General features: G+C 47.2%; 21 protein-coding genes and 1 tRNA gene. 12 read left to right on the top strand and 10 right to left on the bottom strand.

Features of this window, described 5'->3' with window-relative positions; translation table 11 throughout:
• The first annotated feature begins 100 nt into the window (after nt 1–100).
• The 9 genes from N186_RS04265 to N186_RS04225 all read left to right on the top strand — a co-directional run bounded on the left by N186_RS04265 (nt 101) and on the right by N186_RS04225 (nt 7,282).
• Nucleotides 101–1,009, top strand: coding sequence for a PfkB family carbohydrate kinase (locus N186_RS04265; protein WP_020962540.1), 909 nt, complete (start codon nt 101–103; stop codon nt 1,007–1,009).
• Nucleotides 1,010–1,048: 39 nt separating this feature from the next.
• Nucleotides 1,049–2,272 (top strand): threonine ammonia-lyase, encoded by a 1,224-nt coding sequence (ilvA, locus tag N186_RS04260; RefSeq protein WP_020962539.1) that lies wholly within the window; start codon nt 1,049–1,051, stop codon nt 2,270–2,272.
• 1 nt (nt 2,273) lies between these two features.
• Nucleotides 2,274–2,651 (top strand): RidA family protein, encoded by a 378-nt coding sequence (locus tag N186_RS04255; protein ID WP_020962538.1) that lies wholly within the window; start codon nt 2,274–2,276, stop codon nt 2,649–2,651.
• A gap of 48 nt (nt 2,652–2,699) precedes the next feature.
• Nucleotides 2,700–2,806, top strand: a tRNA-Leu gene (locus N186_RS04250).
• A 79-nt stretch (nt 2,807–2,885) separates the two neighbouring features.
• The gene (locus N186_RS04245) at nt 2,886–3,461 is read left to right on the top strand and encodes a 50S ribosomal protein L6 (protein ID WP_020962537.1); all 576 of its coding nucleotides are present in this window, start codon (nt 2,886–2,888) and stop codon (nt 3,459–3,461) included.
• A 5-nt stretch (nt 3,462–3,466) separates the two neighbouring features.
• Nucleotides 3,467–4,822, top strand: a complete 1,356-nt coding sequence (locus N186_RS04240) for a tRNA(Ile)(2)-agmatinylcytidine synthase (RefSeq protein ID WP_020962536.1) — start codon at nt 3,467–3,469, stop codon at nt 4,820–4,822.
• A gap of 151 nt (nt 4,823–4,973) precedes the next feature.
• Entirely contained in the window at nt 4,974–5,990 is a 1,017-nt protein-coding gene (locus N186_RS04235; RefSeq protein ID WP_020962535.1) for a polyprenyl synthetase family protein, read from the top strand.
• Between the two features lie 45 nt (nt 5,991–6,035).
• Nucleotides 6,036–6,803, top strand: coding sequence for an isopentenyl phosphate kinase (locus N186_RS04230; protein WP_020962534.1), 768 nt, complete (start codon nt 6,036–6,038; stop codon nt 6,801–6,803).
• 44 nt (nt 6,804–6,847) lie between these two features.
• Nucleotides 6,848–7,282 (top strand): secondary thiamine-phosphate synthase enzyme YjbQ, encoded by a 435-nt coding sequence (locus N186_RS04225; protein ID WP_020962533.1) that lies wholly within the window; start codon nt 6,848–6,850, stop codon nt 7,280–7,282.
• A 13-nt stretch (nt 7,283–7,295) separates the two neighbouring features.
• Here N186_RS04225 and N186_RS04220 read toward each other — a convergent pair whose 3' ends face one another.
• The 5 genes from N186_RS04220 to N186_RS04200 all read right to left on the bottom strand — a co-directional run bounded on the left by N186_RS04220 (nt 7,296) and on the right by N186_RS04200 (nt 13,057).
• Nucleotides 7,296–9,425, bottom strand: coding sequence for an acetate--CoA ligase family protein (locus N186_RS04220; RefSeq protein ID WP_020962532.1), 2,130 nt, complete (start codon nt 9,423–9,425; stop codon nt 7,296–7,298).
• A gap of 174 nt (nt 9,426–9,599) precedes the next feature.
• Complete coding sequence (locus N186_RS04215; protein WP_187147066.1) at nt 9,600–10,655, bottom strand: branched-chain amino acid ABC transporter permease; 1,056 nt, start codon at nt 10,653–10,655, stop codon at nt 9,600–9,602.
• 5 nt (nt 10,656–10,660) lie between these two features.
• Nucleotides 10,661–11,557 carry a branched-chain amino acid ABC transporter permease gene (locus N186_RS04210; protein ID WP_148682052.1) on the bottom strand — a complete coding sequence of 299 codons (897 nt, stop codon included), beginning with the start codon at nt 11,555–11,557 and terminating at the stop codon, nt 10,661–10,663.
• Between the two features lie 9 nt (nt 11,558–11,566).
• Nucleotides 11,567–12,277 (bottom strand): ABC transporter ATP-binding protein, encoded by a 711-nt coding sequence (locus N186_RS04205; RefSeq protein ID WP_240366756.1) that lies wholly within the window; start codon nt 12,275–12,277, stop codon nt 11,567–11,569.
• Between the two features lie 12 nt (nt 12,278–12,289).
• Entirely contained in the window at nt 12,290–13,057 is a 768-nt protein-coding gene (locus tag N186_RS04200; protein ID WP_020962528.1) for an ABC transporter ATP-binding protein, read from the bottom strand.
• Between the two features lie 202 nt (nt 13,058–13,259).
• Here N186_RS04200 and moaA point away from each other — a divergent pair, with 202 nt between their 5' ends.
• On the top strand, nt 13,260–14,273 hold the full coding sequence (moaA, locus tag N186_RS04195; protein WP_020962527.1) for a GTP 3',8-cyclase MoaA: 1,014 nt from the start codon (nt 13,260–13,262) through the stop codon (nt 14,271–14,273).
• A gap of 9 nt (nt 14,274–14,282) precedes the next feature.
• Here the strand turns inward: moaA and N186_RS04190 are convergent, their stop codons facing one another.
• The 4 genes from N186_RS04190 to N186_RS04175 are packed head-to-tail and all read right to left on the bottom strand — an operon-like array spanning nt 14,283 to nt 19,475.
• Entirely contained in the window at nt 14,283–15,623 is a 1,341-nt protein-coding gene (locus N186_RS04190; RefSeq protein WP_020962526.1) for a (Fe-S)-binding protein, read from the bottom strand.
• Nucleotides 15,620–16,411 (bottom strand): hypothetical protein, encoded by a 792-nt coding sequence (locus tag N186_RS04185; protein WP_020962525.1) that lies wholly within the window; start codon nt 16,409–16,411, stop codon nt 15,620–15,622. The genes N186_RS04190 and N186_RS04185 overlap by 4 nt, the downstream gene beginning before the upstream one ends.
• 9 nt (nt 16,412–16,420) lie before the next feature.
• Nucleotides 16,421–18,211: a nickel-dependent hydrogenase large subunit gene (locus tag N186_RS04180; RefSeq protein ID WP_020962524.1), complete on the bottom strand. Its 1,791-nt coding sequence runs from the start codon at nt 18,209–18,211 to the stop codon at nt 16,421–16,423.
• A gap of 7 nt (nt 18,212–18,218) precedes the next feature.
• On the bottom strand, nt 18,219–19,475 hold the full coding sequence (locus N186_RS04175; protein ID WP_020962523.1) for an NADH-quinone oxidoreductase subunit B family protein: 1,257 nt from the start codon (nt 19,473–19,475) through the stop codon (nt 18,219–18,221).
• 228 nt (nt 19,476–19,703) lie between these two features.
• Between N186_RS04175 and N186_RS04170 the strand changes: the two genes are divergently transcribed.
• Complete coding sequence (locus tag N186_RS04170) at nt 19,704–20,381, top strand: hypothetical protein (protein WP_020962522.1); 678 nt, start codon at nt 19,704–19,706, stop codon at nt 20,379–20,381.
• A complete protein-coding gene (locus N186_RS04165; protein ID WP_020962521.1) occupies nt 20,378–20,899 on the top strand; it encodes a hydrogenase maturation protease in 522 nt (173 codons plus the stop codon). Before N186_RS04170 ends, N186_RS04165 begins: the two co-directional genes overlap by 4 nt.
• Before the next feature lie 19 nt (nt 20,900–20,918).
• On the opposite strand, the gene ppsA is transcribed toward N186_RS04165, so the two are convergent.
• On the bottom strand, nt 20,919–23,399 hold the full coding sequence (gene ppsA / locus N186_RS04160) for a phosphoenolpyruvate synthase (RefSeq protein WP_020962520.1): 2,481 nt from the start codon (nt 23,397–23,399) through the stop codon (nt 20,919–20,921).
• Nucleotides 23,400–23,789 lie beyond the last annotated feature (390 nt).

Below are 23,789 nucleotides of genomic sequence, written 5' to 3'. Positions count from 1 at the left end.
TCAATGAACGAAACAAAATGCCAATTTATAATGATTTCGGGCTACGGGAGGATGCGTAATATTTAATTTGACAATAGCTAAATTTGGGTGGGGATGTAGCGTGGACATTTATCTGCTTGGCCACCTAACAATCGATATTGTGGTTGAGGGAGAAAAGGTAAGGAGAAGCCTGGGCGGAACAGTTACCTTCGGCTCTCTAGCGGCGCTCAAGCATGGCGTTAGACCCCACATAGTGTCGAAGGTTGGGAAGGATTTTCCCGACGAGTACATGATGTTTCTGGGCAAGCATAATATTGATCTCAGTGGGGTAGGTATCTCGAGGTATCTGCCGACAACCAAGTTTAAGCTTGTTTACCGCAGTAGCGGCGATAGAGACCTCTATCTCTTGGCTAGGTGCGAAGATATTCTTTCTGGAGACGTGCCGCTGGGAAAGATAAAGGGCAACATTGCAGTAATTGGGCCGCTGGTTGGCGAGATTCCTCCGAGCGTTGTCCAGGAGGTTTCAGAGGTTGCCTCACTGGTAGTAACTGATCTCCAGGGATACGTGCGGAAACAGCTAGGAGACAAAAGGATAGTTTTGTCTTCTTCTCCAGAGGCTAGACTCGTGGTTTCCCTTTCGGACATTGTTCATGCAGAGGTGGCAGAGGCGAGGGCAATATACGGGAACCTCGAGCCACTGGAGCTTGCAAAGAAGCTCGTGGAGGATGGCGCCGGGATTTCCCTCGTAACTCTGGGGGCTGATGGCGCTTACGTAGCCACGAGGCAGAGGGCTTTCTTTGTGCCCAGCATACCTACCCGGGTTGTTGACAGAACTGGTGCTGGGGACGTGTTTACTACTGTGTTCGCGGTCGAGTATCAGCGTAGCGGCGATATAAGGGAGGCCTCTGCATATGCCACTGCAGCCGTATCTTTCCTCATAGAGAAGCCTGGGGTTGATGGGTTAAAGGACCGCTGGGAGGTTAGAAAGCGGGCGGAAAAACTCATTGAGAACATAAAGGAACTTGCATAAAAGTCATTATTTATATATTTTTTCTCTATTGCTTTTATTGTGGAAACAAGCAAATTGCTAGATGAATTGAACATTAAGATTAGGGACGCCCGGGAAGTACTGAAAAATATTGTTCATCATACCCCTCTACAACACTCTAGAACCTTGTCTGACCTAACTAAGGGGGAGATCTATCTAAAGCTTGAGAACCTCCAGAAGACGGGGGCCTTCAAGGTTAGGGGCGCGTACTACAAGATGCAGAAGCTCGCACGTTCAGGTGTAAAAAGCGTGGTCGCGGCTAGTTCCGGTAATCATGCCCAGGGAGTGGCTTTCTCCGCGGCGAGCCTAAACATGAAGGCGACGATTGTTATGCCTAGACACACGCCCTTCTACAAGGTGAATGCCACGAAAAGCTATGGCGCAGAGGTTGTGTTACATGGTGATACTTATGATGATGCCTACCAGAAGGCGTTGGAGATAGCCCAGCAGACCAACTCGGAGTTTGTACACCCGTTTAACGACCTCGACATAATGGCTGGACAGGGGACAATAGGTGTAGAGATTTTTGAAGACCTTAGCGATGTTGAGGTCGTGTTGGTACCTGTTGGTGGTGGCGGACTGATCTCTGGAATAGCTACTGCCCTGAAAAAACTTAAGCCTGACGCGAAGGTGATCGGTGTCCAGCCCAAGGGAGCACCTGCAACTTATCTGTCTTTCCACGAGAAAAGAGTCGTGGAGACGCATGAGGTTAGTAGCATTGCTGATGGAGTCATTGTTAAGAAGCCGGGTGACCTAACGTTGAAAATAATGGAGGAAGTCGTGGACGACATGGTTCTTGTAGACGACCGGGAGATAGCTAGGGCAATGTTTCTCCTCCTGGAAAGAGTAAAAACAGTCGCGGAGCCTGCTGGAGCGCTGGGAGTGGCTGCGGTCATCTCTGGCACAGTTGATGTGAGTGGAAAGAAAACTGTTCCCGTGGTTAGTGGTGGCAATGTTGACCCTACGTTGCTTATCAGGGTCCTTGGACAGGTTCTTTATGTGGAGGGACGGCAAGTGAGAATCCAAGGTATATTGCCTGACAGGCCTGGCCAACTAAAGAAGGTTATCGATGCAGTTGCTGAGCTCGGCCTAAATATTGTCGAAATACAGCACGAGAGATTAAATCCACTTTTGACGCCTGGAATGGCACTGGTCACTCTGGGGCTTGAGGTGCCAAGCAAAGAATATGCTGATATATTAGTTCTGAAACTCAAACAGATGGGGCTAGACTTTAGGGTGGTATAGGATGCCGGAAGCCGTGTTCACCGAGAAGGCGCCTAAACCAATAGGTCCCTACTCCCAGGCAATCAAGTCTAATGGCTTCATTTTTGTATCTGGTCAAATCCCCCTTGATCCGTCTACGGGTGAGATTGTAGGAGACGACATAAAAACACAGACCCGGAGGGTTCTTGAAAATATAAAGGCGGTTCTGGAGGCTGCAGGTTCGTCTCTTGAGAAAGTTGTATATTCAGTCGTCTTTCTAAAGGATTTGTCCCACTTCCAAGCGTTCAACGAGGTGTACTCAGAATACTTCACAAAGAACAAGCCGGCGCGTGTAACGATCCAGGCTGCAAATATCCCTAGAGGAGCACTGATCGAAATCTCAGTCATAGCTGAAGCCTAGCAACCCGCGAAAATCTTATAGGTTTCTGGGTTGTTTAGTTTTTTACTGGCGGGGGTGCCCGAGCTAGGACAAAGGGGGCGGACTCAGGATCAGTTAAAAGATGGGATCTCCGCTGGCGTAGGCCTGCCCGGGTTCGAATCCCGGCCCCCGCACCACTTTCTATCCAATGGTATACGTGTCAGAAAAAATTTAAAAACATGGTTAGTGAATAAGGGAAAAGGTAGGTGAGTCTCGTTGAGGGTGCTCTATACTTCCGCTACTGTCCCAGTACCTGAAGGCGTCAAGGTGAATATTTCAGGAAAAAAGGTCACAGTTGAGGGACCATTAGGAAAGGTAGAGAAAGACTTTTCCCATGCCAAGAGAATCACCATAAGGCTTGAGGGCAACAACGTCGTAGTAGAGACGCATGGCGCCACGAAAAAAGACTATGCACTAGTAAACACTATAGCATCCCACATCAACAACATGATTATTGGCGTCACAAGGGGTTACCGCTATAAGCTGAAGGTTGTCTACGCCCACTTCCCGATGAACTTCAAAATCGAAAACGACAAGATAAGGATTGAGAACTTCCTTGGAGAACGTGGTCCACGATATGCAAGAATAATGCCCGGCGCAAAAGTAAAGATCGAAAAGGAAGATATAATAGTTGAGGGCATAGACAAGGACGCAGTCGCACAGACAGCGGCAAACATCCACTTGGCCACTCATCTGCGTGGTGAGAGAGCTCTAAGCCCGCATGGGCGTGAAGGTACTGGCCCCGGTATACTTGACGGAATCTACCTCTACGCAGTCGAACATTTAAAGTAATCTACATGTCTCTAGTTGAGGTCCACGTCGGCCTAGACGATGCAGATTCACCCCTTGGGTTTTGTACAACGTTTCTTGGACTGCTACTCGTTAACGAGCTGAAAAAAATTGGCGCCGTTTTTCTTGACCTGCCGTACCTTGTCAGGCTTGATCCTAATATCCCCGCCAAAACCCGTGGAAATGGGGCTGTTTCTTTGCATTTCAGGCTGGAACAGGACAAGATTACTCATGCCGAGAATATTATAAGGAATACAGTAGAAAGGTTTGCAGAGAAGCATGGAAAAACTGACCCAGCAGTAGTTATTTCGACTGGAAACGTTCCCGAAGAACTAAAGGAAATATTCCAGCGGGCACTTTCAGAATATGTGCCCGTCAGTCATGTTCACAGCATGTTTAGAAAACTCTCCGCAGAAGAAAAGATTAGGCTGGTCTATGCATACAGAGATAGACCGAGGGGACTTATAGGCGCTGTCTCCGCGGTAGCTGCTTATCCTCTGGCTCAGTACACCTACGAGTTGCTTGTTTACAGAGACCCCAGAGACAAAACAGCCGAAAGAAATATTGATACAAACATGTTTCTTGATATTGACAAGACGTATCGTCCATATATTTTTTCTACTTTTGATTACAACTCGGGTAGACTGCTGGCAACTCCTCATGGTCCAGACCCTGTCCTTTTTGGCTTGAGAAGCCTAGATCCCGATACCTTGCTCAAAGCACTTGGTACTATAAGTGGCAGTGTAAGCTTTCGCGGATACATGGTCTTTAAGACAAACCAAGCGACAAACATGCATTTAAAGGTAAAAAAGAAAATTGCTTCTCTCAGGCCCTATGATTCAGTAGTCGTTTATGGGCGAGTCGATTCCAAACCCAGGATAATTCCGGGTGGACACGTATTTGCCGAGGTATGTGACGATACGGGGTGCATCACTGTAGCTTTCTACAAGGAAACCGGCAGTCTCAATAGAGTTTCGAGACTCTTGAGGAAAGGAGACAAGATCGAGGTTGGAGGCGGGGTAATCCCCAGAGAAAAAAATACGCTCAATGCAGAGATTCTAAGGGTTGTTGAGCCTGCTCCATTGATGCTAGAGGAGAACCCTAGATGTCCGAAGTGTGGAGCCAGGATGACATCTGCTGGCCGAAACAAGGGATACAAGTGTCCAAAATGTGGATTTAGATCCACGACTCTTGGGAAAAACATAAAGAAGTTTCCAAGAATACTGGAGCCCGGCCTATACATACAGTCGCCCATTGCCTTCAGGCACTTGACAAAACCCAGGGAAATATACGGCTTACAGCCTGTGACAATAACAAGTGACTGGCTTATCTCGGAAAAATGGTTTTATCTTGAGCAGCAGTAGGACAAGTAGCATCAGCAAGCCTTGCGTCTTCATAGCAGAGGCTCGGTCGACTCTCTTTTCCTCATCAACTTCTCCCTATAAAACCCCCTATTTATTGTTTCATTTGTTTCTAGGCCGACACCTATAAATTGGGCTAAACATAGCTATAACTGTGCAATCTGTACTCGAAGTTTTAGGAGAACTGGGCAAAGCCGTCGACCCAATAATGATAGAGTTTCTACTGAAAGACGCTAGCCCAGAGTTCCAAGAGGCAGTTCTATACCAAATAAAAATGGGCGGCAAACGCATACGTCCAGCCCTCACGGTTGCAAGTTGCCTAGCGGCAGGAGGCAATATTCAGGACTCACTACACGCTGCTGCAGCCGTAGAGCTTGCTCACAATTATTCCCTTATTCTCGACGACATAATCGACCACAGCGAGCTGAGGAGAGGTCTACCCACTGTATGGAAGAAATATGGAATCAGCACCGCTATACTCGTAGCTGTGCACTACCGCGAGACCATCTCACAAGTTTTAAATCATACTCGTGATCCAAAACTTTTCAACGAGATTCTGGCCGAAACAATTAAGCTACTTACTGACGGGGAGAGACTAGACATTCTATTCGAGCAAGCAGGCAGAAGCGACGAGCCCTACATACTGGAGAATCGCTATAGAAAGGTCACACTGGAAGATTATCTAAAAATGATCGAGAGGAAAACAGCCAAGCTTATTGAGACATCCTGTGTCTTCGGGGCACTATCTGCGCACGCCGACAAAAACATAGTTGATGCATTGAAACAGTACGGCTATAATCTAGGCATGGCTTTCCAGATAGGTGACGACATTATCGACATTTTTGGTGTAGAAGAGAAGACTGGGAAAAAAGTCGGCGGAGACATCAAGGAACATAAACTAGGAAACATTGTTGTTCTGTTGGCTGTAGAGGAGCTTGAATCAAGCGAGAAGGAGCAAGTACTCTCGGTTCTACGCAAGGATGATGTCTCATGGGAGGAAGTCTCACATGTAATTAAGCTCATCTCCAAAACAAGTGCTAGGCAAAAAGCCGAGAAACTGAAAAAGGAGTATGTAGACAAAGCAGTAAATGCACTAGAGGTCCTGCCAAGGGGCAAATACAGAGACATATTACTTGAGCTTGCATCATTTATCGAGAAAAGAGACTTCTAAAGACAGACTTTAATTATAAACATCACATTTTTCTATGTGGGTAAAATGCTTGCAGTCGTCAAGCTAGGGGGTTCAGCTATTACAAATAAGGCTAAACCCTACACCGTTCGCCGCGAAAACATAGTTAAGGCATCGAAGACGATAAGCAAACTATATAGTGAAGGTTGGGACTTTGTCCTAATACATGGAGGAGGCTCATTTGGACATCCAACAGCCGCAAAGTACAGGCTCCAAGAGGGTGGACTAGAACCAGAAAAGCTGAGAGGCTATGCGGAGACCAGGTACTGGATGACAAAACTAAACACATACGTAGTTAAGACCCTACTGGTATACGGTGTCCCAGCTGTCTCAATCCAGACATCTGCAGTTGCATATAACGCTAATGGTAAGATGGCTCGTTTCGACTACGAAATAATTCGAGAAATGCTGTCAAGGAGACTTGTACCTGTTCTTTATGGTGACGCTGTCTTGGACACTATCAGAGGTTTTTCAATACTTTCTGGCGACACTATCGCCTCAAGAGTAGCCATCCACCTAGGAGCAGAGGTCCTCGTATATGTCATGGGTTCTGGCGGAGTTTATTCTAGACCCCCTGAGAACCCCGATGCGACCCTTCTTAGAGAAATCTCGCGAAAGTCGTTTTTGACTGTTGGAGAAGCATCAGGCATAGATGTGACTGGCGGGCTACGTGAAAAACTAGAGGAAGCTTTCGCGGCAGCCGAAAAAGGCATAAAGGTAAATATTGGTGGAATAAGCTTCCTCGAAGAAATGATTCTCGGAGTCGAAGCACCATACACAAGAGTATTACCCTAGAAACAGTTTTATTTATCTCCGGGCTTGCCAAATATGGACTATTTATGGAAAAACCTAGCAATGGCTTCAGGGTGTTCGTCAAGGAAATTTATCTCTCTACCAAAGAGAGAATAGAGCTAGTAGACATCACTAACAAAGTGGAAGAAGCTGTCCAAGAAAGCAAAATTAGAAACGGAATATGTCTTGTCTATGCTCCACATGCAACCGCAGCGATAATATTGAATGAACATGAAAAAGGGCTACTGAGCGACATTGTCAAAAAGATTCTGGAAATCGCGCCGCCTGGGGCAAACTACCTACATAACAGAATAGACAACAATGCACATGCACACGTAGCATCAAGCATTATTGGCTCCTCGGCAACATTGCCCGTGGTAAATGGAGAACTGGTGCGTGGAACCTGGCAGAACATCTTCCTTGTAGAGCTCGATGGCCCACGTGCCTCTAGAAGAATAATTGTAGAGGTTTTAGGAGAATAAAGCCGGGAAAACATTATTGTTCTTTGTTTTTGGGCTGTGAAAGCGTGACTTTCACGTCTACAGCGAGTGCACCCTTGCCTTTTTCGTAGACAAAGAAGGGGTTGATGTCTATGTCTTCTATTTCCTCGATGTCTAGAGCGAGCTTCGAGAGCCTCAATAACACGTCTACAACTTTTTCGTAGTCTGCTGGGGGCTCGCCCCTATATCCCTTGAGAACCTTGTATATTTTTGTCTCCTCTAGCATCTCGTAGGCATCATCGATAGATAGAGGGGCAACCCTGAAACTTACATCCTTGTATAGCTCGACGAGGATACCTCCGGAGCCAACCATAACAAGGGGACCGAATATTGGATCCCTATGTATTCCTATAGCCACCTCTTTTCCTTTTTCGGCCATTTTCCTGACGATGATTCCATTAATACGTGCGTTTGGAACCTTCTTTGTAACATTGTCCATTATTTTGTTGAAGGCCTCGGCGACCTCCACATCAGAGTTCAGCCCTATAATTATGCCTCCAACGTCGCTTTTATGGAGTATGTCTGGCGACTCGACCTCTAGGACAACTGGGTAGCCAAGCTCCTTGGCAATTTTTACTGCCTCCTCCGGGGTTCGGGCAATCTTCTTCAGCAAGACAGGTATACCGTAGTGGCTTACAAGCAGAGATGCTTCCGATGGTGTTAACGCGGTTCTCCCTTCTTTGAGTGCATTCTTGACTATCTGCCTAGCCAGCTCAACATTGACAGATAGAGACACCTCTGTCCTCCTCTCTAGCTTTTCTAGCGCCTGGATGTACCTATACATTGCGCCTAGGCTTGAGGCAACTTTTTCTGGAGACTCATAGCATGGCACACCGTTCTCTGTAAGCTTGCTACATGCAACGCTTACCTCGTCTCCGCCGATAAACGATGCTAGGACAGTTTTCTTGGAGCCTGTCTCCTTTATTGCTTTCAGCAGTGCGTCAGCAATCTCGCCTGGATTAGTAATCGCCGTGTGACAATATAGTACAATGACTGTATTCACTCTGTCGTCGAGGAGGAGATCCTTTAGTGCCCCATAATACTGCTCCGCGTCAGCCATTCCAGTCAAATCAATCGGGTTCAGAACGCTACCAAACGGTGGCATATGTCTCCTTAGCTTTTCGGCGAGATCCTGTGGAATACTCATGAGCTTAATGTTGTTGTCTTCAAGAGCGTCAGTAGCCATGATGCCTGCACCGCCGCCATTAGTGAGGACAACAACGTTCTCACCGCTTGGAAGCGGGGCCTTAGCAAAAGCAGTTGCCCAGTCAAACAATTCAATGAAACTTTTGGCCAGCAACACGCCGGACTGTTTAAATGCAGCCTCATATGCGGCGAAGCTTCCTGCAAGAGAACCAGTATGCGACTTTATAGCCGCTATTGTTCTGGTACCTCTTCCGGCTTTCAGGATTATTATTGGTTTTCTCCTTGCCACCCGCCTTGCAACTTCTAGAAACCTTGCACCATTGTTTATTCCCTCTAGGTAAGCTGTTATAACCTTTGTATGCGGGTCTTCGCCGAAGAACTCTATTAGGTCGTTTTCATCTACATCGGCCTTGTTCCCGAGACTAACAAGGTCCGACAAGCCTATACCTTTAAGCTTTGTCCAGCCAACAAGCGCTATTCCCAAAGCTCCGCTCTGGGTGATAAAAGCTATTTCTCCAGCCTTGGGTAATCCCTGACAAAAGCTAGCATTTACACCTTTAACAGTGTCACATACGCCGACAATGTTTGGGCCGAGCAGGCGTAAACCATACTTCCTAGCAGTTTCCACAAGCTTTAACTCTAGGTCAACGTTACCAATCTCCTTGAAACCGCTAGAAATCACTGCAACTGCTTTAACCCCCTTCATTCCGGCTTCCTCTAGTACCTTTGGTACAGCCGGGGCAGGAACCACTATCACTGCCAAGTCAATAGATGCCGGGACATCAAGTATCGATTTATAGCATTTCAGCCCAAGAATTTCGTCGGCAGATGGATTTACTGGAAAAATTTTTTCACGCGGAAAACCAGCATCAAGTAGATTTTTGACAACTTGATAGCCGATTTTATCTGGGCTCCGAGACGCCCCAATAACTGCGACGCTCTCCGGCCTCAACAATTTAATTATTTTTTCGTCAAACATCGAAATCACGTATAAGAACAATGTAATAGATTAATGTTTTTTGATTAACATGTTTCATTATTTCCACTTAACTCGCATGTATACAGCGACCACTATAATTTTACGTGGTGTCGGTAGCTATTGGACTTCGGCTGGGTTTGTCCCTATGGAACAGCATACATATTTTGTTTAAGCTTATTGTCTGTTCCATGTCTCTTCTACTCGTCTTTGCCGCAGTAAACTCCTTAACTCTCTGGGCAATGTAAGCGTCGGCTTCTCTGGAACTATGCCGCCCGGGTGCCTGTCGACAACAATTATCAGTACTACGCCGAGTACTATGTATGATAGATAGTTTGGATCAAATGGAAGTATTAGCCTCTGCTTAGTAAACTGTATCAACCTGTCAAAAGCTAGGTACACTGCTGGCCCTACAAGCGGGCCATACGGATTACCACTGCCACCAATTATAACCATTAACGTTATCAGGAATGTTTTCGATGTAGTGAAATCGTCGGGATTCACCGTCCCGACATAGTATGCATAGAGCACACCTGCTACACTCGCCATAGCAGACCCAATCATCATAGCCATCATTCTTAGTTTCACAATGTTTCTTCCAAGACTCTCGGTTGCCAGCTCATTGTCCCTCATGGCGCGGAGTGTCCTCCCAAAAGGAGAAGTAGAAAGCCTATAATATACAAGCCAAATAATCGCCGCGACGACAACAGACAAGAATAGCAATAATATTTCTCTAAGTGGCGAGCCGGCCCACGCTAAAAAGTCTACCACGCCAGCCCCGAACGTTCCACCAACCAGCGGGTCATAGTTCCTAGCAACTATTCTTATCGTCTCGCTAAAAGCTATCAGTAGCATTCCAAGATAGTCCTCACGCAACCGCAGAGCCGGATAAGATGCAAGAACCCCGAGGACAGAGCCTACAAGCACGGCTACTATGAGGGTCGCTATAAATATGCCAAGACCTAAGAACGGGTTCCTAGCTACGGATTGGCTAACCGACATGGCCCACCTTAAACTATTCAGCTTGAAGTCCCCCTCTAAAGCCATGTCCAGAAAAACTGCCCCTAGCCTGACTGAGAGAGCCCCCACACTGAATGCACCAATAGCAAAGAAAGCGGCTTTCGCAAAGTTTGGAAGCCCAGCTTCCCCATATTCTAGGTTTAGGGAAGAAGCCAGAATAACGTAGACCGAATACAGGACAGCTAAGTCCAAAACGAAAAACACAACATCCACCACAATCACCTTTTACTCCATAGACCGGCTAAACCCCTAGGATACAGCAAAAGTACAAGGGCCAAAGTTATAAACGAGATCGCGGGCCGATAAGCAGTGCTCAAGCCGATCTGGGAAAGATAATATACGCCAACAGTCTCACTGAAGGCAATGATATAGGCTCCTACAATGCTTCCCAGAAGGCTTTCGAGACCCCCAAGGGTCACCGCGGCGAATATCGAGAGAAGTATGGAGAAGCCTGTATCAGGGTTAACCGTTATCCTGAAGGGCAGAAAAACACCGGCAACACTTGCGAAAGATGCAGAAAGCATCCAGCTAAGAGCATATACCCTTTTAACGTTTATCCCCAAAGCCTCAGACAGGGAGGGGTTCTCAATAACAGCACGCATAGCTATACCAACCTTTGTCTTGTAAAGGAAGAGATACAGTAGAAGCAAAAACAGCCAGGCAACCGCCGAGGAAATCACAAGTAAACCGGGAAGCGTAGAGCCTAAAAAGTTGACATTCACATCCTTGAAGACTATCCCACGTGTATAGACCCCTAGGGAACGCTGAAGCACGTCTGCATATATCTGCACAGAGTATCTGAGGATAAAGTCCAAAGCCATAGAAACAATCATCAAAGTAACTAGCGACGCTTTACCACGCAACGGCTCAAACACGACTCTATACACAAGAAAACCAAGCAACAAACCGCCGACAAAAGAGAATGGCAAAAATAAATAGGGATTGGCACCAAATAAAACACTCATCGTGTAAGCAACATATATACCAACAGTTGCAAAGTCACCATGTGCAAAATTAGACACCCTTGTAGTAAGCAGGGTCAAGGATAGACCAATAGACAACAGTGACAAAAGGTTACCATACACCACTGCATCAACCAACAAATCCATAGCCATGCCGACCACCTACAGCCCTAGATACAGGGATAATAGATCCCTATGGTTCAGAAGCTCATCTGCGGATCCAAAAAACTTTACACTTCCTGACACTAGTAACAAGGCCCTCTCGGCAAGCTCCAAAGCCCTCCTCGTATTCTGTTCAACCAAGAGAACAGTTAAACCATACTCCCTGTTTAGCTTGACAATTCTCCCAAAAACCTCCTCTGCTATCTTAGGTGCAAGGGCAGCGGTAGGCTCGTCAAACATAAGCATAATCGGGTTCTTCAGCAAAACCATTGCAAGTGCAACCATCTGTCTCTCGCCGCCACTAAGAGTTAAAGCCTTCCTATCCATCAGTCTCTTCACATCCGGGAGAAACTCCTGAACTGACTCAAGCCTTTCATCAAGTTCACCATTGCTGTACTCGTAGCCTGCGAGCAAAAGATTCTCCCTAACTGTTAGCCCCTCAAAAACATTGCCTGTCTGGGGCAGGTATCCTAAGCCGTTCTTCACCCTTTCGTGTGGAGGAAAATTAGTGATCTCTTTTCCATTAAAAAATATGTATCCAGAGAAAGTTCTGGCAAGGCCGAAAAGTGCCTTCAACAATGTGCTCTTTCCACTGCCATTGGGACCAATAACCGAAAATATTTCTCCCTTCTCAACGCTAAAAGAAACTTCATGAATTATAGTCATGTTTCCATAGCCTGCACTAAGGCTCTCAACCCTCAACAACTCCACTATGAACACCGTCTACCTAGAACTTCCAATATAGGCTTCCAGCACTAGGGGATCCTTTAAAACGACGTCAGGCGTCCCCCTTGAAATCACGCTACCTCTGTGCATCGCATAGACATAGTCAGCATACGAAGACGCCAAGTCAAGCCTGTGTTCAACAATGAGAAACGTTACGCCAAGCTCGTCTCTTATTTCTCTGAGACGCTTCATAATCTCCCTCGCAAGTGCAGGGTTTACACCAGCAAGAGGCTCGTCTAGCAGAACTACCCGTGGCTCACTCATCAATATCCTCCCGAGCTCAAGTAGCTTCATCTGTCCCCCACTCAACGAAGATGCAGGAGCATCCCACAGGTGATCAAGCCTCAGTAGAGACAAAATTTCTAGTGCCCTCTGAACCTGCTCCCTGTCCTTCGTCACCCATCTGTTTGACAACACAATGTCAAGGACGTTTTCTTCCAGAAAATACTTGGACGGAATCAATACGTTCTCAAGAACACTTAGAGACCTAAATAATTGAGGGGTCTGAAAAGTTCTCACAATGCCTAGACGGAACCTCTCAGCTGGAGACATATAGGTAATGTCTTTGTCCTCATAGTAAATAGCACCAGTATCTGGCTTAAGGACACCACCAACAACATTAATAAGCGTAGTTTTCCCACTACCATTAGGACCAATAAGTAAGGTAATGGTCGAACGTCCAACCTCTAGAGATACATTATCCAAGGCGACTAGCCCGCCAAACCTCTTTGAGACACTGCTGACATGTAGGACGGTTCCTTCCATATATCTTCAGGAAAACACAGCCAAAGCTTCAAGGTTTAAAAGATTATGATTTGAAAGATAATTTGACAGCAAATCATTTACATTCAGCTATTTAAGCATGATTAACTATATTTATAAATTAAAGTGAGAGCTTCCTCAGATCCGATATTTTCAGACAAAAATAAAGCATTTAAAGGCGTAAAGCGTGTAATATAAGATAACTGTGTTATTTGATAGATACGGCAGACCCCTAGACAACCTTAGAATCACAGTTACTACAGCATGTAACTACAATTGTGTATTCTGTCATAGGGAAGGAGAAGAAACAAATAACACCCAGCTTACGCCCGACCAGATAACCGACGTAGCAACGGCAGCCTACAGCCTAGACATTAGGAAATTCAAAATAACGGGTGGTGAGCCCCTCCTACGGGAAGACCTCCCAGAAATAATTCATAGTCTCAAATCCATCGGCAAAGGTATAGAAGTGTCACTCACAACAAACGGTTACCTCCTCGAAGACAAACTCAACAGGCTTGTCGATAAGGGCCTTGACCGCGTAAATGTTAGTCTTCACGCTGTTTCGCCACAGACATACGTGGCCGTCACACAAGTAAAGGGCCAGGACAAGGTGCTACGTGGACTAAGTCTAGCTAAGGACTACTCTCTGCCCGTAAAACTAAACTATGTACTGACAAAAGCAAACGTTGGCGAACTAGAGAAGGTGCTAGACTACGCGTCTAAAATGGGCTTCAATGTAAACCTAATTGAGCTTATACCGCAGGGGAAAGGAAAAGAAATTTTCGATAAACTTTACGTCCCCGCAGAAGAAGTCCTACCATTGCTGGAATCCAAGTCTTCTAGAGTAGAAGTCAGACCCCTACATTCCAGACCTATCTTCAAGCTGGAGACAGGCATCCAAGTCGAAGTCATAGCGAACTACTGCAATCCATTCTTCTGCGCCGGTTGCACAAGGATACGTTTAACCCACGACGGAAAACTTAAAACATGCCTAAACAGAGATGACAACCTTGTAGACATTAGAAATACACTTATGGATCGAAGCCACGAAAAGCTATATAAACTCAGAGAAAGCATCATAAAGGCAAACTTTCTGCGGGAGCCATTTTTCAAAATGAACGGCTATGGGGCGACAACTTATGATGGAAAAATAACATGCCCACTTAGAAAAATAGCCCAGCTGTCCCTTAGTCATGAGGAGAAAAAGAAAAAATAATTTTGGAACCTATTCTAGGTTTTCTGCAACAACTTCAGCCAGAGTCTTTAATGTCACGTTGACTCCATGAGCCTTAGTAGTAAAGCCTAGAGTATGGAAGCATCCGACACAAGCTGTGCTAACAACTGTGGCGCCGGACTCCTTTATCTCCTGCACCTTTTCCCTGCCAGCAATCAACATGTCGCGGTAGAGTTTGTCCAAGAAGCTTTTCTCAGTCGGCGTAATCTCCAGCTTCATGCCCATCAATTTCTCCATCATTTCCTGGGTTGGGGGCACGATACATGCGATAGAGTTACCTCCGCCACAGCATTTACTGAACAATCCGTGGCTCTTCAGCTTGACGAAGTTTGTTGAAACTTTTGACAATACTTCAGCAGGTTCCTCAATGAGACCGCCAAACCTACCCATTTTGCATGGGCTGTGCCAAGTGATGCGCTCGTTTGTCTGTTTAACTTTGAGCTTGCCCTGATTAATGGCGTCTACAAGAATCTCAACTAGATGCAGTACCTTGAAGCTTGGCTTCTCACCGACGACTCCTGGGAGCTCGAACCTGAAGAATGTATAGGGATACCCTCCGTCACTAAAGACAAGGTACTCTGGATTAATGTTCTTTATGTAGTCGTATATCTTCTTCGCGATTATCATGGTAGACTCGTGGTCGCCTGCAAGCTTGCCGATGGGTGCTCTAATAGAGAGAGGCTTACTAGGCATCGTCCAGTCAATACCAAGTTTTGACAATATCTTTGCAGTTGAGACTACTGCGCCGGGTGTAATCATTGCTTCAGCAAGAGATGGTAGATAGAGATATTTTGCTCCTTTCTTGTCTAGCTCTACGTTTGCAACGTTGCGAACCTGTGACATGACATTGTCCCAGACCTGTTTGAAGCCCGGATTCTCGAGGAACATGCCGCTGGTCTCAGCGTCTACCATTGGCTTGAGCAGTGATGGAACTCTCCCTGTCTGAGCCAAGAAACCCCTTAACTGAGCAATCATTTCGCCGCTGTGGATGCTGAATGGACATGTAATATAGCAGAGACCACAGTTTGTGCAGTGATAGGCGAGGTCAACCCACTTGTCTAATTCTTCTTTGCTCTTGGGAAGCTTCCCGTCAAACAGCCAGGGGAACAGCTTAGGCAAGAGATTTATCTCTTGCCGCAAAACGTGTCTAAGTGGCTCTGCCTTGCTTACAGGCCCATATTCCTCCCCGACAGGCGTAAATGGACAGTTAACTTCGCATAGTGCACATCCTACACAGTTCTCAAGGAAGTGCAGTGAAACCGGGGTAAGATGGGATGCAGTTTTTTTCGCCGCTACTTTTACCGTTTCCTTTTTGAACTGTTCCCAGCTCATAAAGACCCCCTGTTAAACTTGATGTCATACCATTCATGGAGCTTGCCATACCAGTAACCAAACACGAAGTGCCAGAACTTCGAAAACGGCAGGTAAGCTACAAGTGTCTCCGCTAGGAGTATATGTGTCCCGAGGACTAGCCTATACGTAGCAATGTCGGGGCTCGGCAAGTGGTGGGTAGCAAGGAATCCTGAAACGAGGATGGCTAGGAGTAGGAACAAGTCTATAAAGTCGCCTAGACGCAGGTGCGGCAACTTGTGCAAGGCTCGTACAATCTTGTCGCCAAACTTGTATGACACACCGATAATTGCCAGTATGGCTAACAGATCCCCGTTGAGGATAATTGTCAATGGACCCCAAATGGTGTTCACGAAAGTCCACGACATGCTACTGGCAGGAAGAACATTTGTAAAGAAGCTCTGAGAACCAGTAGTAATGCTTGTGGGTATGGCGAACGGCTTCAGGAGAGAGTAGAAAGGTAGCCAGTAGCTAAACATAGCAACGTGCTGGCCAAGCAGGAAAATCAGGGGAATCACGCCAACAATGTGGAGAGCAATAAGTCCACCTATAAAGTCCCCCTTCCTTTTCTGCGCCGCGATAATCAGTGGATCCAGAAACGTCTTGACAAGCCCGACCAGCAAAGAAGCAAACGACTTCTGACGCCTTGGCGCACTGGGCTTGCGCTTCCAGAGGAAGACATACCTAGACAGCCTGTAGGCTACGCCGAACAAGAAGACCGCAACTACATAGGGAGGCAAGACATATATTGCTAGGTCAAGCAGATCCATTACGTCCCTTCACCTCACTATCATCTTCTTGATTATCTTGTTCTCGCCAACCTGCAGGTGAACAGCACATGCAATACAGGGGTCGAAGCTCCTAATAGCGCGGACAAAGTCCACGCCTTCCCATTGATCTGGCGAGACCTCCTCGGTAACTATTGTGTTGGCGACGCTCTGCTCAAAGGGAGACATACCCCACTTGTCCTTCGGAGACACGTTGCCCGTAGTCGGCGCGTGGATCTGGTAGTTCACAATCTTTCCTCCTTCCTGAACTACCCAGTGCCTTACAGTGCCCCTGGGCGCCTCAGTGAAGCCGACACCAAAGGTTCTTCGAGATGGGGCAGTCCATGGCCTGGAAGTCTTCACCCTACCATTCCTGACTAGCTCTACAGCCTTCACTACGTTATCCCAAGCAGACGCAACGTCGACCACAACGTTGAACGCCCTTGCCAACACTCTCTGAAGCGTGGTCGAGTAGGGCGGCGCGCGCCATTCAAGATCCATCTCGTCGACAACCGACGCAGGCAGGTCGTCTGCACCACCGCTCCTAGGCAAGGTTACCTTGAGTACACCGTTTCCGCTTCCATAGTTGTTCGGCTGGTAGGCTGTCACAGTTAGCCTAGCTATTGGGCCAACCTCGAAAGGCGTTATTGTGCCGTCCTTCCACACAAACCTGACATGGGCAGCCCAGTTGTACTTGCCGTTCCAGTCGCGGGCAGTAGGCTTAGGTATAGTGGTCTTGTTCCACGGGTGATAGGCAACGTCGTACTTGCCCCATAGGAGCGGGTTGCCCTCAGGATCCTTTTCTGTGTATATCGGCATGGCTCCTTTCCAGTCCTCGTAGAACGCTCTCTCAACATGCTCCATTATGCTCAGGTTTATCTCCTTGTAGCTCTTGGTTACAAGCTCGCCGTTCACGAAGGCTCCAGGCTTAATCCCACGCTTGCTTGCGGCCTGGTCAACATTCTTGTAGAAGTCTTCGGGAGATCCGTCCAGAGAAGAGTAGGCTTCTGGGTCGTCAAAGAGACCACCGCTTACCATGTTGTGTTTCTTATAGGTTAGACCCTGGTCTCTGTAGCCGTGTCTCTCCTCGTAGAACCATACAAGATCCTGCCACACAGCGTATAGGAACTTGGCCCAAGCAGTAAGCTTTGTAAGCCTATACGTATAGCCAACAAGCAGGTACTCTGCATTAGTCAAATCTGTCGTTATGCCTCCTGGGACAACTGTTGAGGGGTGGCTGTGGCGACCATAGATCAGGACGCCGGCTTCCCTCGCAATCCTCGAATACTTCATTGTCAGTTGCCATATCTTGCCAGAAACCGGATTGAGTGCACTCATTATGTCTGATATCTTGGCGAAGCCGTGAATGTCCCTATGCGGCGCGTCCGTCTTCTGTGCATCATCCCACACGCTGGGGGTAAGCTTCTTCACTATCAGCTCGCTGTAGTCGGGGCCGCCAAGCATATTCAAGATAAGTGGATGGTCATACAGAGCATCGGTCATTGCAAAAGCCATGTTTCTCAGTACTACGCCTAGGGGCTCGGGTGCAACACCATAAGCCATGTCCACTGCGTGCATAGACGCGTTTGTATGGCTTGCTCCACACACACCACAAATCCTAGACGTAATATGGATAGCGTCCTCTGGAGGCCTCCCCCTCAAGAACACCTCAAAACCCCTAAACATCGTCGCAAATACCCAGACGTCGCTAGGCTTCCTGGTAGCTGTGTCCACTAGAGCCCTGAGAGCAAGGTGTCCCTCAATCCTCGTAATTGGATCTATAAATATTTCTTTCTGACTCATTTACCCCTCACCCCTTAACCTCTTTAGTAACTTCTTCCTTTTTCTTCTCAATATTCTTACTAGTCCAATAAGCCAGCCCAACACCAGCTAGCAAAGCCGCAACAGCCGCAGCACCCTCTAGACCGCTTGGAACCCTTGGCGCCTGCAGAGGCTTATAGAACGGCTCATACGCATCGGTAAACCCTGGCATGGTGCACCCGATACACACACCACCAGTCCTCGTTGGTCCACCTACGCCGTTAACCCAGCCAAGCTTGTTCCACGGACAGTTAGAAATCGGCCCTTTGCATCCAACTGCATATAGACACTTGTAGCTGTTTTCCCCCGGATAAGCCCTGAAGTCGCCAGCCGCATAAGAACCTGCACGTGGACACTGCTCGTGGACAGTTGCCCCATATATAAACTTTGGACGCCAGTACACGTCCAGTTCAGGCAGGGGTAGGAGACCCTTAGCCCAAAGCACAAGCGCCGCTAGGGTCCTCAATTGGCCGTTCCCGTTAGCCGGGCACCCCGGCACAGCAACAGCTGGCCTGCAGTCAGCCCTAATCTCTCCTGGCTTCAGGCTACACTGCCCACTAATAAACTTCCTGAAAGGCTCAGCTTCAGGCAACTGACTCACTAGACCCTTGATACCCCTAATAGGATCATCAAAGAAACCAACGGCGCCAGTCGGGCTATCAGACCACTTCGACTGTGGCAGACCCTGCACCCTCTCAATAACCTTGTTAGCCACCAGTCCACCATAGCTGGCACAGTTCCCAACAGCCACAACCGCGACCGCACGTGGCAACAAGCGCCTCATCCACTCAACACAGGAAATAGGCTTGCCATTCTCGTCCCCGATATAGCAGTAATAATCGCTCCCAGGAGGACCGCCAGCCTTCTCGTCCTGCGGGAAACTCCCTTCCAAAACCAGCACAAATGGGTCAAGCTTGCCTGTGACCGCTGCACGCAGGATATCTAGGGCACCCTCGCCCCACTCAGGCATCACGGTCTCGTGGAAAGCAAGCTTCACATTCCCGGGTCCAACCAAGTGGAAAGATCCCCCAAGAACATCGATGAGGTCTGGCTCGGTAGCCTGAATAAGTGCAGTTGTATTGCCTGCGCAGTCCTGGGCCTCAAACCACACAATATTGATAGAGCCACTCTGGGCCTGGGCTACAGCGAGCCTAACAAGCTCGTCCCAGTTAAGCGAAGCCAGAAACGCTGTACTCCCTGCTAGCTTTACAAAGTCTCTTCTTGAAATATTTGGCAGGTTTGTCATAACAAGAAATTAGTTGTAATAACTATTATTAAAAATTTATTTTTATAAAAATCTAAAAAAAGAAAAAAATATGATAATTAATTCATAACAATTATACTTTTAACTATAAAACAAAGATAAGTATGATCTTTGTCAATTCATGGAAGTATATATCTTTATCTATATGTGTTAATTAAAAACACTCCTGAACAACAACAATTAAAACATGATGAAAAACCTCAATATAATATGGTCAATAGAGAGGAAACCTACATGCGCATAATCAAACTCGCCGCGAGAGCATACGCCTCCTGGAACAAGTTCATCGAATCACTTTTTCCTGAACCTCCAAACCCGCTTGAACAAAAAATATACACCTTAAACCCTCCGAAAGAGCCCGACCTAGCCACCATGATACAGGAACTCAAGAACACTGGTCACCAAGACCTAGTTGAAAAAATTCTAAGCAGGCCCCCCAAGGTCTTAGTGGGGTTCCTCTACGACCTAAGCGAGCCCGGAGAACTCATATACGACACATATGGATACACATTCCAAAAAGCCCAAGAATGCCCTAACATCACAGTCGAAGATTTCTCGACGGACGCACTCACGGTAAATGACATAATCGCCAGAGAAAAACCAGACAAGATAATCATCGTAACGGCCAAGAGGCGCCAGCGCCCACCCGGAATCTACACGGCGCAGACCACACTTCAAGCGACACAGGAAAACCCAGCCGAAATGCTACGAGCATCGTTGGAGGGCTCGCTAGACATAGACGCTTTGCTGGATGCACTACGTGTACTAGCACCCGGACGAATAATATCAATCATAGAATACGAGCCCCCGGAAGACGCCACGCAGGGTCTCAAGGAGCAACTCATACAAGTCATAAATAGAATCTTACAAGAAGAGTGCCAAAAATGAAGACTATAATAATAGGAATAGGAAACACTATGCTCGCAGACGACGCCATAGGACCACTAACGGCACAGGCACTTAAAAACTGTGGAGCACCAGCAATAAGCCTTGAACTAGATGCGTTCACAGCCGCCACCTACCTCGAAAACGTAGATCTCGCCATTTTCATAGACACGCTGGAGCCAGTTTATGGACGGCCAGGACAGATAATACAGCTACAGCTAGACCCAACACGCCTCTCACCAGAAGAAATGGCAAAAGCATTCTCGCGAGAACTATCCTCACATCACCCAACGCCAGCAGACGTTGTCCTGCTGGCCTATTCCTCAGGAATATTCAAAGGAAAAGCAATACTAATAGGAATTGTACCAGAAACGCTTGAATTTGCACATCCGCCATCAACTACAACAATTTCAAAGATTAAAGAAATATGCGGAAAAGTCGCAGAAACAGCAAACCTGCAGATCGACTGTAACTGTGTAGAAGCAAACTTCAAAGAAATACTGGAAACTTTAAAAATGTAAAACAAGAATATAGAAATTGTTATAGGTCCTCGTCTACCCTTCTAGCCCAGATGTTCTTTAGCCCCTTCCTAGTCCTCCTCATTGGCCAGCCAAGGTCCTCATCGTACCTCTCTATACCGAGGTTCTTCTCCAGCAACACCCTGTGCTCGATCGAGGCAACAAGCTCGCGTGTCTTAGCCACGACGTCTGGGTTCACACTGATGCTGTCAATGCCCTGCCTCACTAGGAACTCGGTAAACTCTGGATACACGCTGGGCGCTTGTCCACAAATGGACACAGTCCTGTAGCCATAGGGAGACTTGTGAGCCTTCTCGATCAGCATTGCAATAGCTGTCCTCACGGCTGGGTCTCTTTCGTCGAAATACCTTGGATCAATCTTCGGCAAGATAGCGCTGTCCCTGTCTGTGCCGAGAGTCAGTTGTGTCAAGTCGTTCGATCCAATGCTGAACCCGTCGAAGTACCTTGAAAACTCTTCGGCCAGGAACACGATGCTAGGCACCTCTGCCATTGCCCAGACCTTGAAGTCGCGGCTACTCTCCAGGCCTTCTTCGGCCAACAGCTTAATGAACTTCTCGGCCTCCCATAGGGTCCTCACGAATGGAGCCATTACCCACACATTGCCGAGACCCATCTCGTCCCTAACCTTCTTTATAGCCCTGACCTCCAGCCTGAAGGCCTTCTCATACTGCGGGCTAATGTATCTGCTAACACCGCGCCAGCCGAGCATCGGGTTGTCCTCCTGTGGTTCATACTTTTCTCCGCCCTTCAGCTGCCGGTACTCATTGGTCTTAAAGTCGCTGAACCTAACAACGACAGGCCTCGGGTAAATCTCCCTAGCAACCATCGCTATACCTTCAGCCATCTTGTTTACTAAGACGTCTCCCCTGCCAGTCTCAAGTAGATAGAGTGGGTGCTCGCCCACGTAGCTGGCCATGATAAATTCTACACGCATTAGCCCTATGCCGTCAAAGGGTAGGTCCTTATAGTCCTTAATTTTCTCGGGGACACCTAGATTCATGTAGATCTTTGTGCCAGTGATAGGTTTGTACACAATTTCGATGGGTGCCGCGGCCGCCACGGCAGCCTTCTCCTCCTTCTTGCCGCCAAGAAGCTCCTCAACTCTCCCCTCATACACTATACCAGCACGAGCATCAACTGTATAATCTTTCCCGTCGACGAGAACCTTGGTAGCCTCACGTGTACCAACAATGACAGGAATGCCTAGCTCCCTACCAACAATGGCGGCGTGAGCCGTCATTCCTCCCTCGTCTGTCACAATTGCCGAGGCCATCTTCATGTATGGGACCCAGTCAGGATCCGTCATTGTCGTAACTAGGATGTCGCCTGGCTGCATCTTTGTCTTTGCGTCCTCGAGGGACAGGCAGATCTTTGCTTTTCCGTAGGCTACTCCTGGGCTTGCCGGGAGTCCTTTTAAGACTGCCTTGGCTTCTGCGAGGCTTTTAGCCGCGGTTTCTTGCGGCTTTGCCTCCTTGGTGCTCCAGACTGTTTCAGGTCTTGCTTGGACTATGAATATGCTTTCTGGGAACTTCATGTCCCTGTCAACGGCCCACTCTATGTCCATTGGCCTGCCATAGTGTTTCTCGATTTTGACTGCAAGCTCGGCTAGCCTGAGAACTTCTTCATCTGTTAGTGACGGGGCTTTGCGGCGGGCCTCCTCTATCTCTCTCTCGATTGTGCGACCAGTCTGGGGGTCTCTGACTAGCTCCTTAAATTTCTCTACTATTCTGCGCTCCACGATGGTCATAGTGTTTTTGTCTACTACCCATTCGTCCGGCGTTACTTTTCCACTGACTACGGCTTCTCCTAGTCCCCAGTGTCCCTCAATGACGATTTTGCTCCGATCCCCTGTGACTGGGTGAAGGGTGAACATTACGCCTGCCGTGCGAGAGTTAACCATTTTCTGAACCGCGACACTGATCAGCACCTTTTCGTGTTTGAAGCCTTTGCTTTCCCTGTAGAAAATAGCCCTTGGGGTGAAAAGGGAAGACCAGCATTTCCTAACCTTGTCTATTACGTCGTCTTCTCCCTTCACATTTAGATAGGTTTCTTGTTGCCCAGCGAAGCTTGCGTCTGGCAGGTCTTCTGCTGTAGCAGAGCTTCTGACTGCTACGAATTCTTCTTTTTTGCCAACCCTCTGACTTAGCTGTCTATAGGCTTTTCTGATTTCCTCCTCAATGTCTTTGGGCATCTTTACGCTTTCGATTAGTTTTCTGATTTCGTTGCTTGCCTCAACATAGTCTTCGGGCTTTGCAGAGCCTGCCGGGACTTTTTCTCTAAGGATCTCGTATACTTTGTCTTTTATACCTGTTTCCTCGATAAAGCGTTTGTAGGCATAGGCTGTTACTGCGAAGCCTGGGGGCACAGGTATACCTGCATTTATCAGTTCTCCGAGGTTTGCGTTTTTGCCTCCAACGATGGGTACGTCTTCTTTTCTAAGCTCTTCAAACCACAAAATTATTTTGGTTGATTTGTCGCTCATTTTGCTCGTGGATGTATTTTCGATATGATTTAAAAAGGTTGTGAGATAAATGTTATTATTTTCTTTTTCTTTGAGACATGTTTTTTCTTTGCTAGGCTAATTTTAATAACTTAGAGAGAAACCTATACCGAACTATTGAACTATGATTTTTCCTTGATGCTTTCTTTCGTAAAAGTAAAAACCATGTTTTTACCATTACTCATTTTCTTGGTGATGGATTAAATATTCTTGAAGAGAAACAAGAGAAGAAGCAATTTTGCGCAGAACCTTCTGGTAAATGCTGATTTTTCACATTAGAATTTTTGACAGAGATTTACATGGGAAATAATCCTCTCCATTCTGTCTACAGGATGTAGAATTTTCTGCTCTATTCTTTTCTATTTTACCAGC

It is taken from the genome of Thermofilum adornatum, from assembly GCF_000446015.1.
Lineage (GTDB): Archaea > Thermoproteota > Thermoprotei > Thermofilales > Thermofilaceae > Thermofilum > Thermofilum adornatum.
The sequence above is the reverse complement of the archived record's forward strand: the minus strand, read 5'-3'. Positions and strand labels throughout refer to the sequence as shown.

Coding starts and splice junctions, on each gene's coding strand:
- N186_RS04255 (WP_020962538.1), top strand. CDS start 2,274: ATGCCGGAAGCCGTGTTCACCGAGAAGGCGCCTAAACCAATAGGTCCC.
- N186_RS04240 (WP_020962536.1), top strand. CDS start 3,467: ATGTCTCTAGTTGAGGTCCACGTCGGCCTAGACGATGCAGATTCACCC.
- N186_RS04230 (WP_020962534.1), top strand. CDS start 6,036: ATGCTTGCAGTCGTCAAGCTAGGGGGTTCAGCTATTACAAATAAGGCT.
- N186_RS04225 (WP_020962533.1), top strand. CDS start 6,848: ATGGAAAAACCTAGCAATGGCTTCAGGGTGTTCGTCAAGGAAATTTAT.
- N186_RS04220 (WP_020962532.1), bottom strand. CDS start 9,425: ATGTTTGACGAAAAAATAATTAAATTGTTGAGGCCGGAGAGCGTCGCA.
- N186_RS04210 (WP_148682052.1), bottom strand. CDS start 11,557: ATGGCTATGGATTTGTTGGTTGATGCAGTGGTGTATGGTAACCTTTTG.
- N186_RS04200 (WP_020962528.1), bottom strand. CDS start 13,057: ATGGAAGGAACCGTCCTACATGTCAGCAGTGTCTCAAAGAGGTTTGGC.
- N186_RS04190 (WP_020962526.1), bottom strand. CDS start 15,623: ATGAGCTGGGAACAGTTCAAAAAGGAAACGGTAAAAGTAGCGGCGAAA.
- N186_RS04185 (WP_020962525.1), bottom strand. CDS start 16,411: ATGGATCTGCTTGACCTAGCAATATATGTCTTGCCTCCCTATGTAGTT.
- N186_RS04180 (WP_020962524.1), bottom strand. CDS start 18,211: ATGAGTCAGAAAGAAATATTTATAGATCCAATTACGAGGATTGAGGGA.
- N186_RS04175 (WP_020962523.1), bottom strand. CDS start 19,475: ATGACAAACCTGCCAAATATTTCAAGAAGAGACTTTGTAAAGCTAGCA.
- N186_RS04170 (WP_020962522.1), top strand. CDS start 19,704: ATGGTCAATAGAGAGGAAACCTACATGCGCATAATCAAACTCGCCGCG.
- N186_RS04165 (WP_020962521.1), top strand. CDS start 20,378: ATGAAGACTATAATAATAGGAATAGGAAACACTATGCTCGCAGACGAC.
- ppsA (WP_020962520.1), bottom strand. CDS start 23,399: ATGAGCGACAAATCAACCAAAATAATTTTGTGGTTTGAAGAGCTTAGA.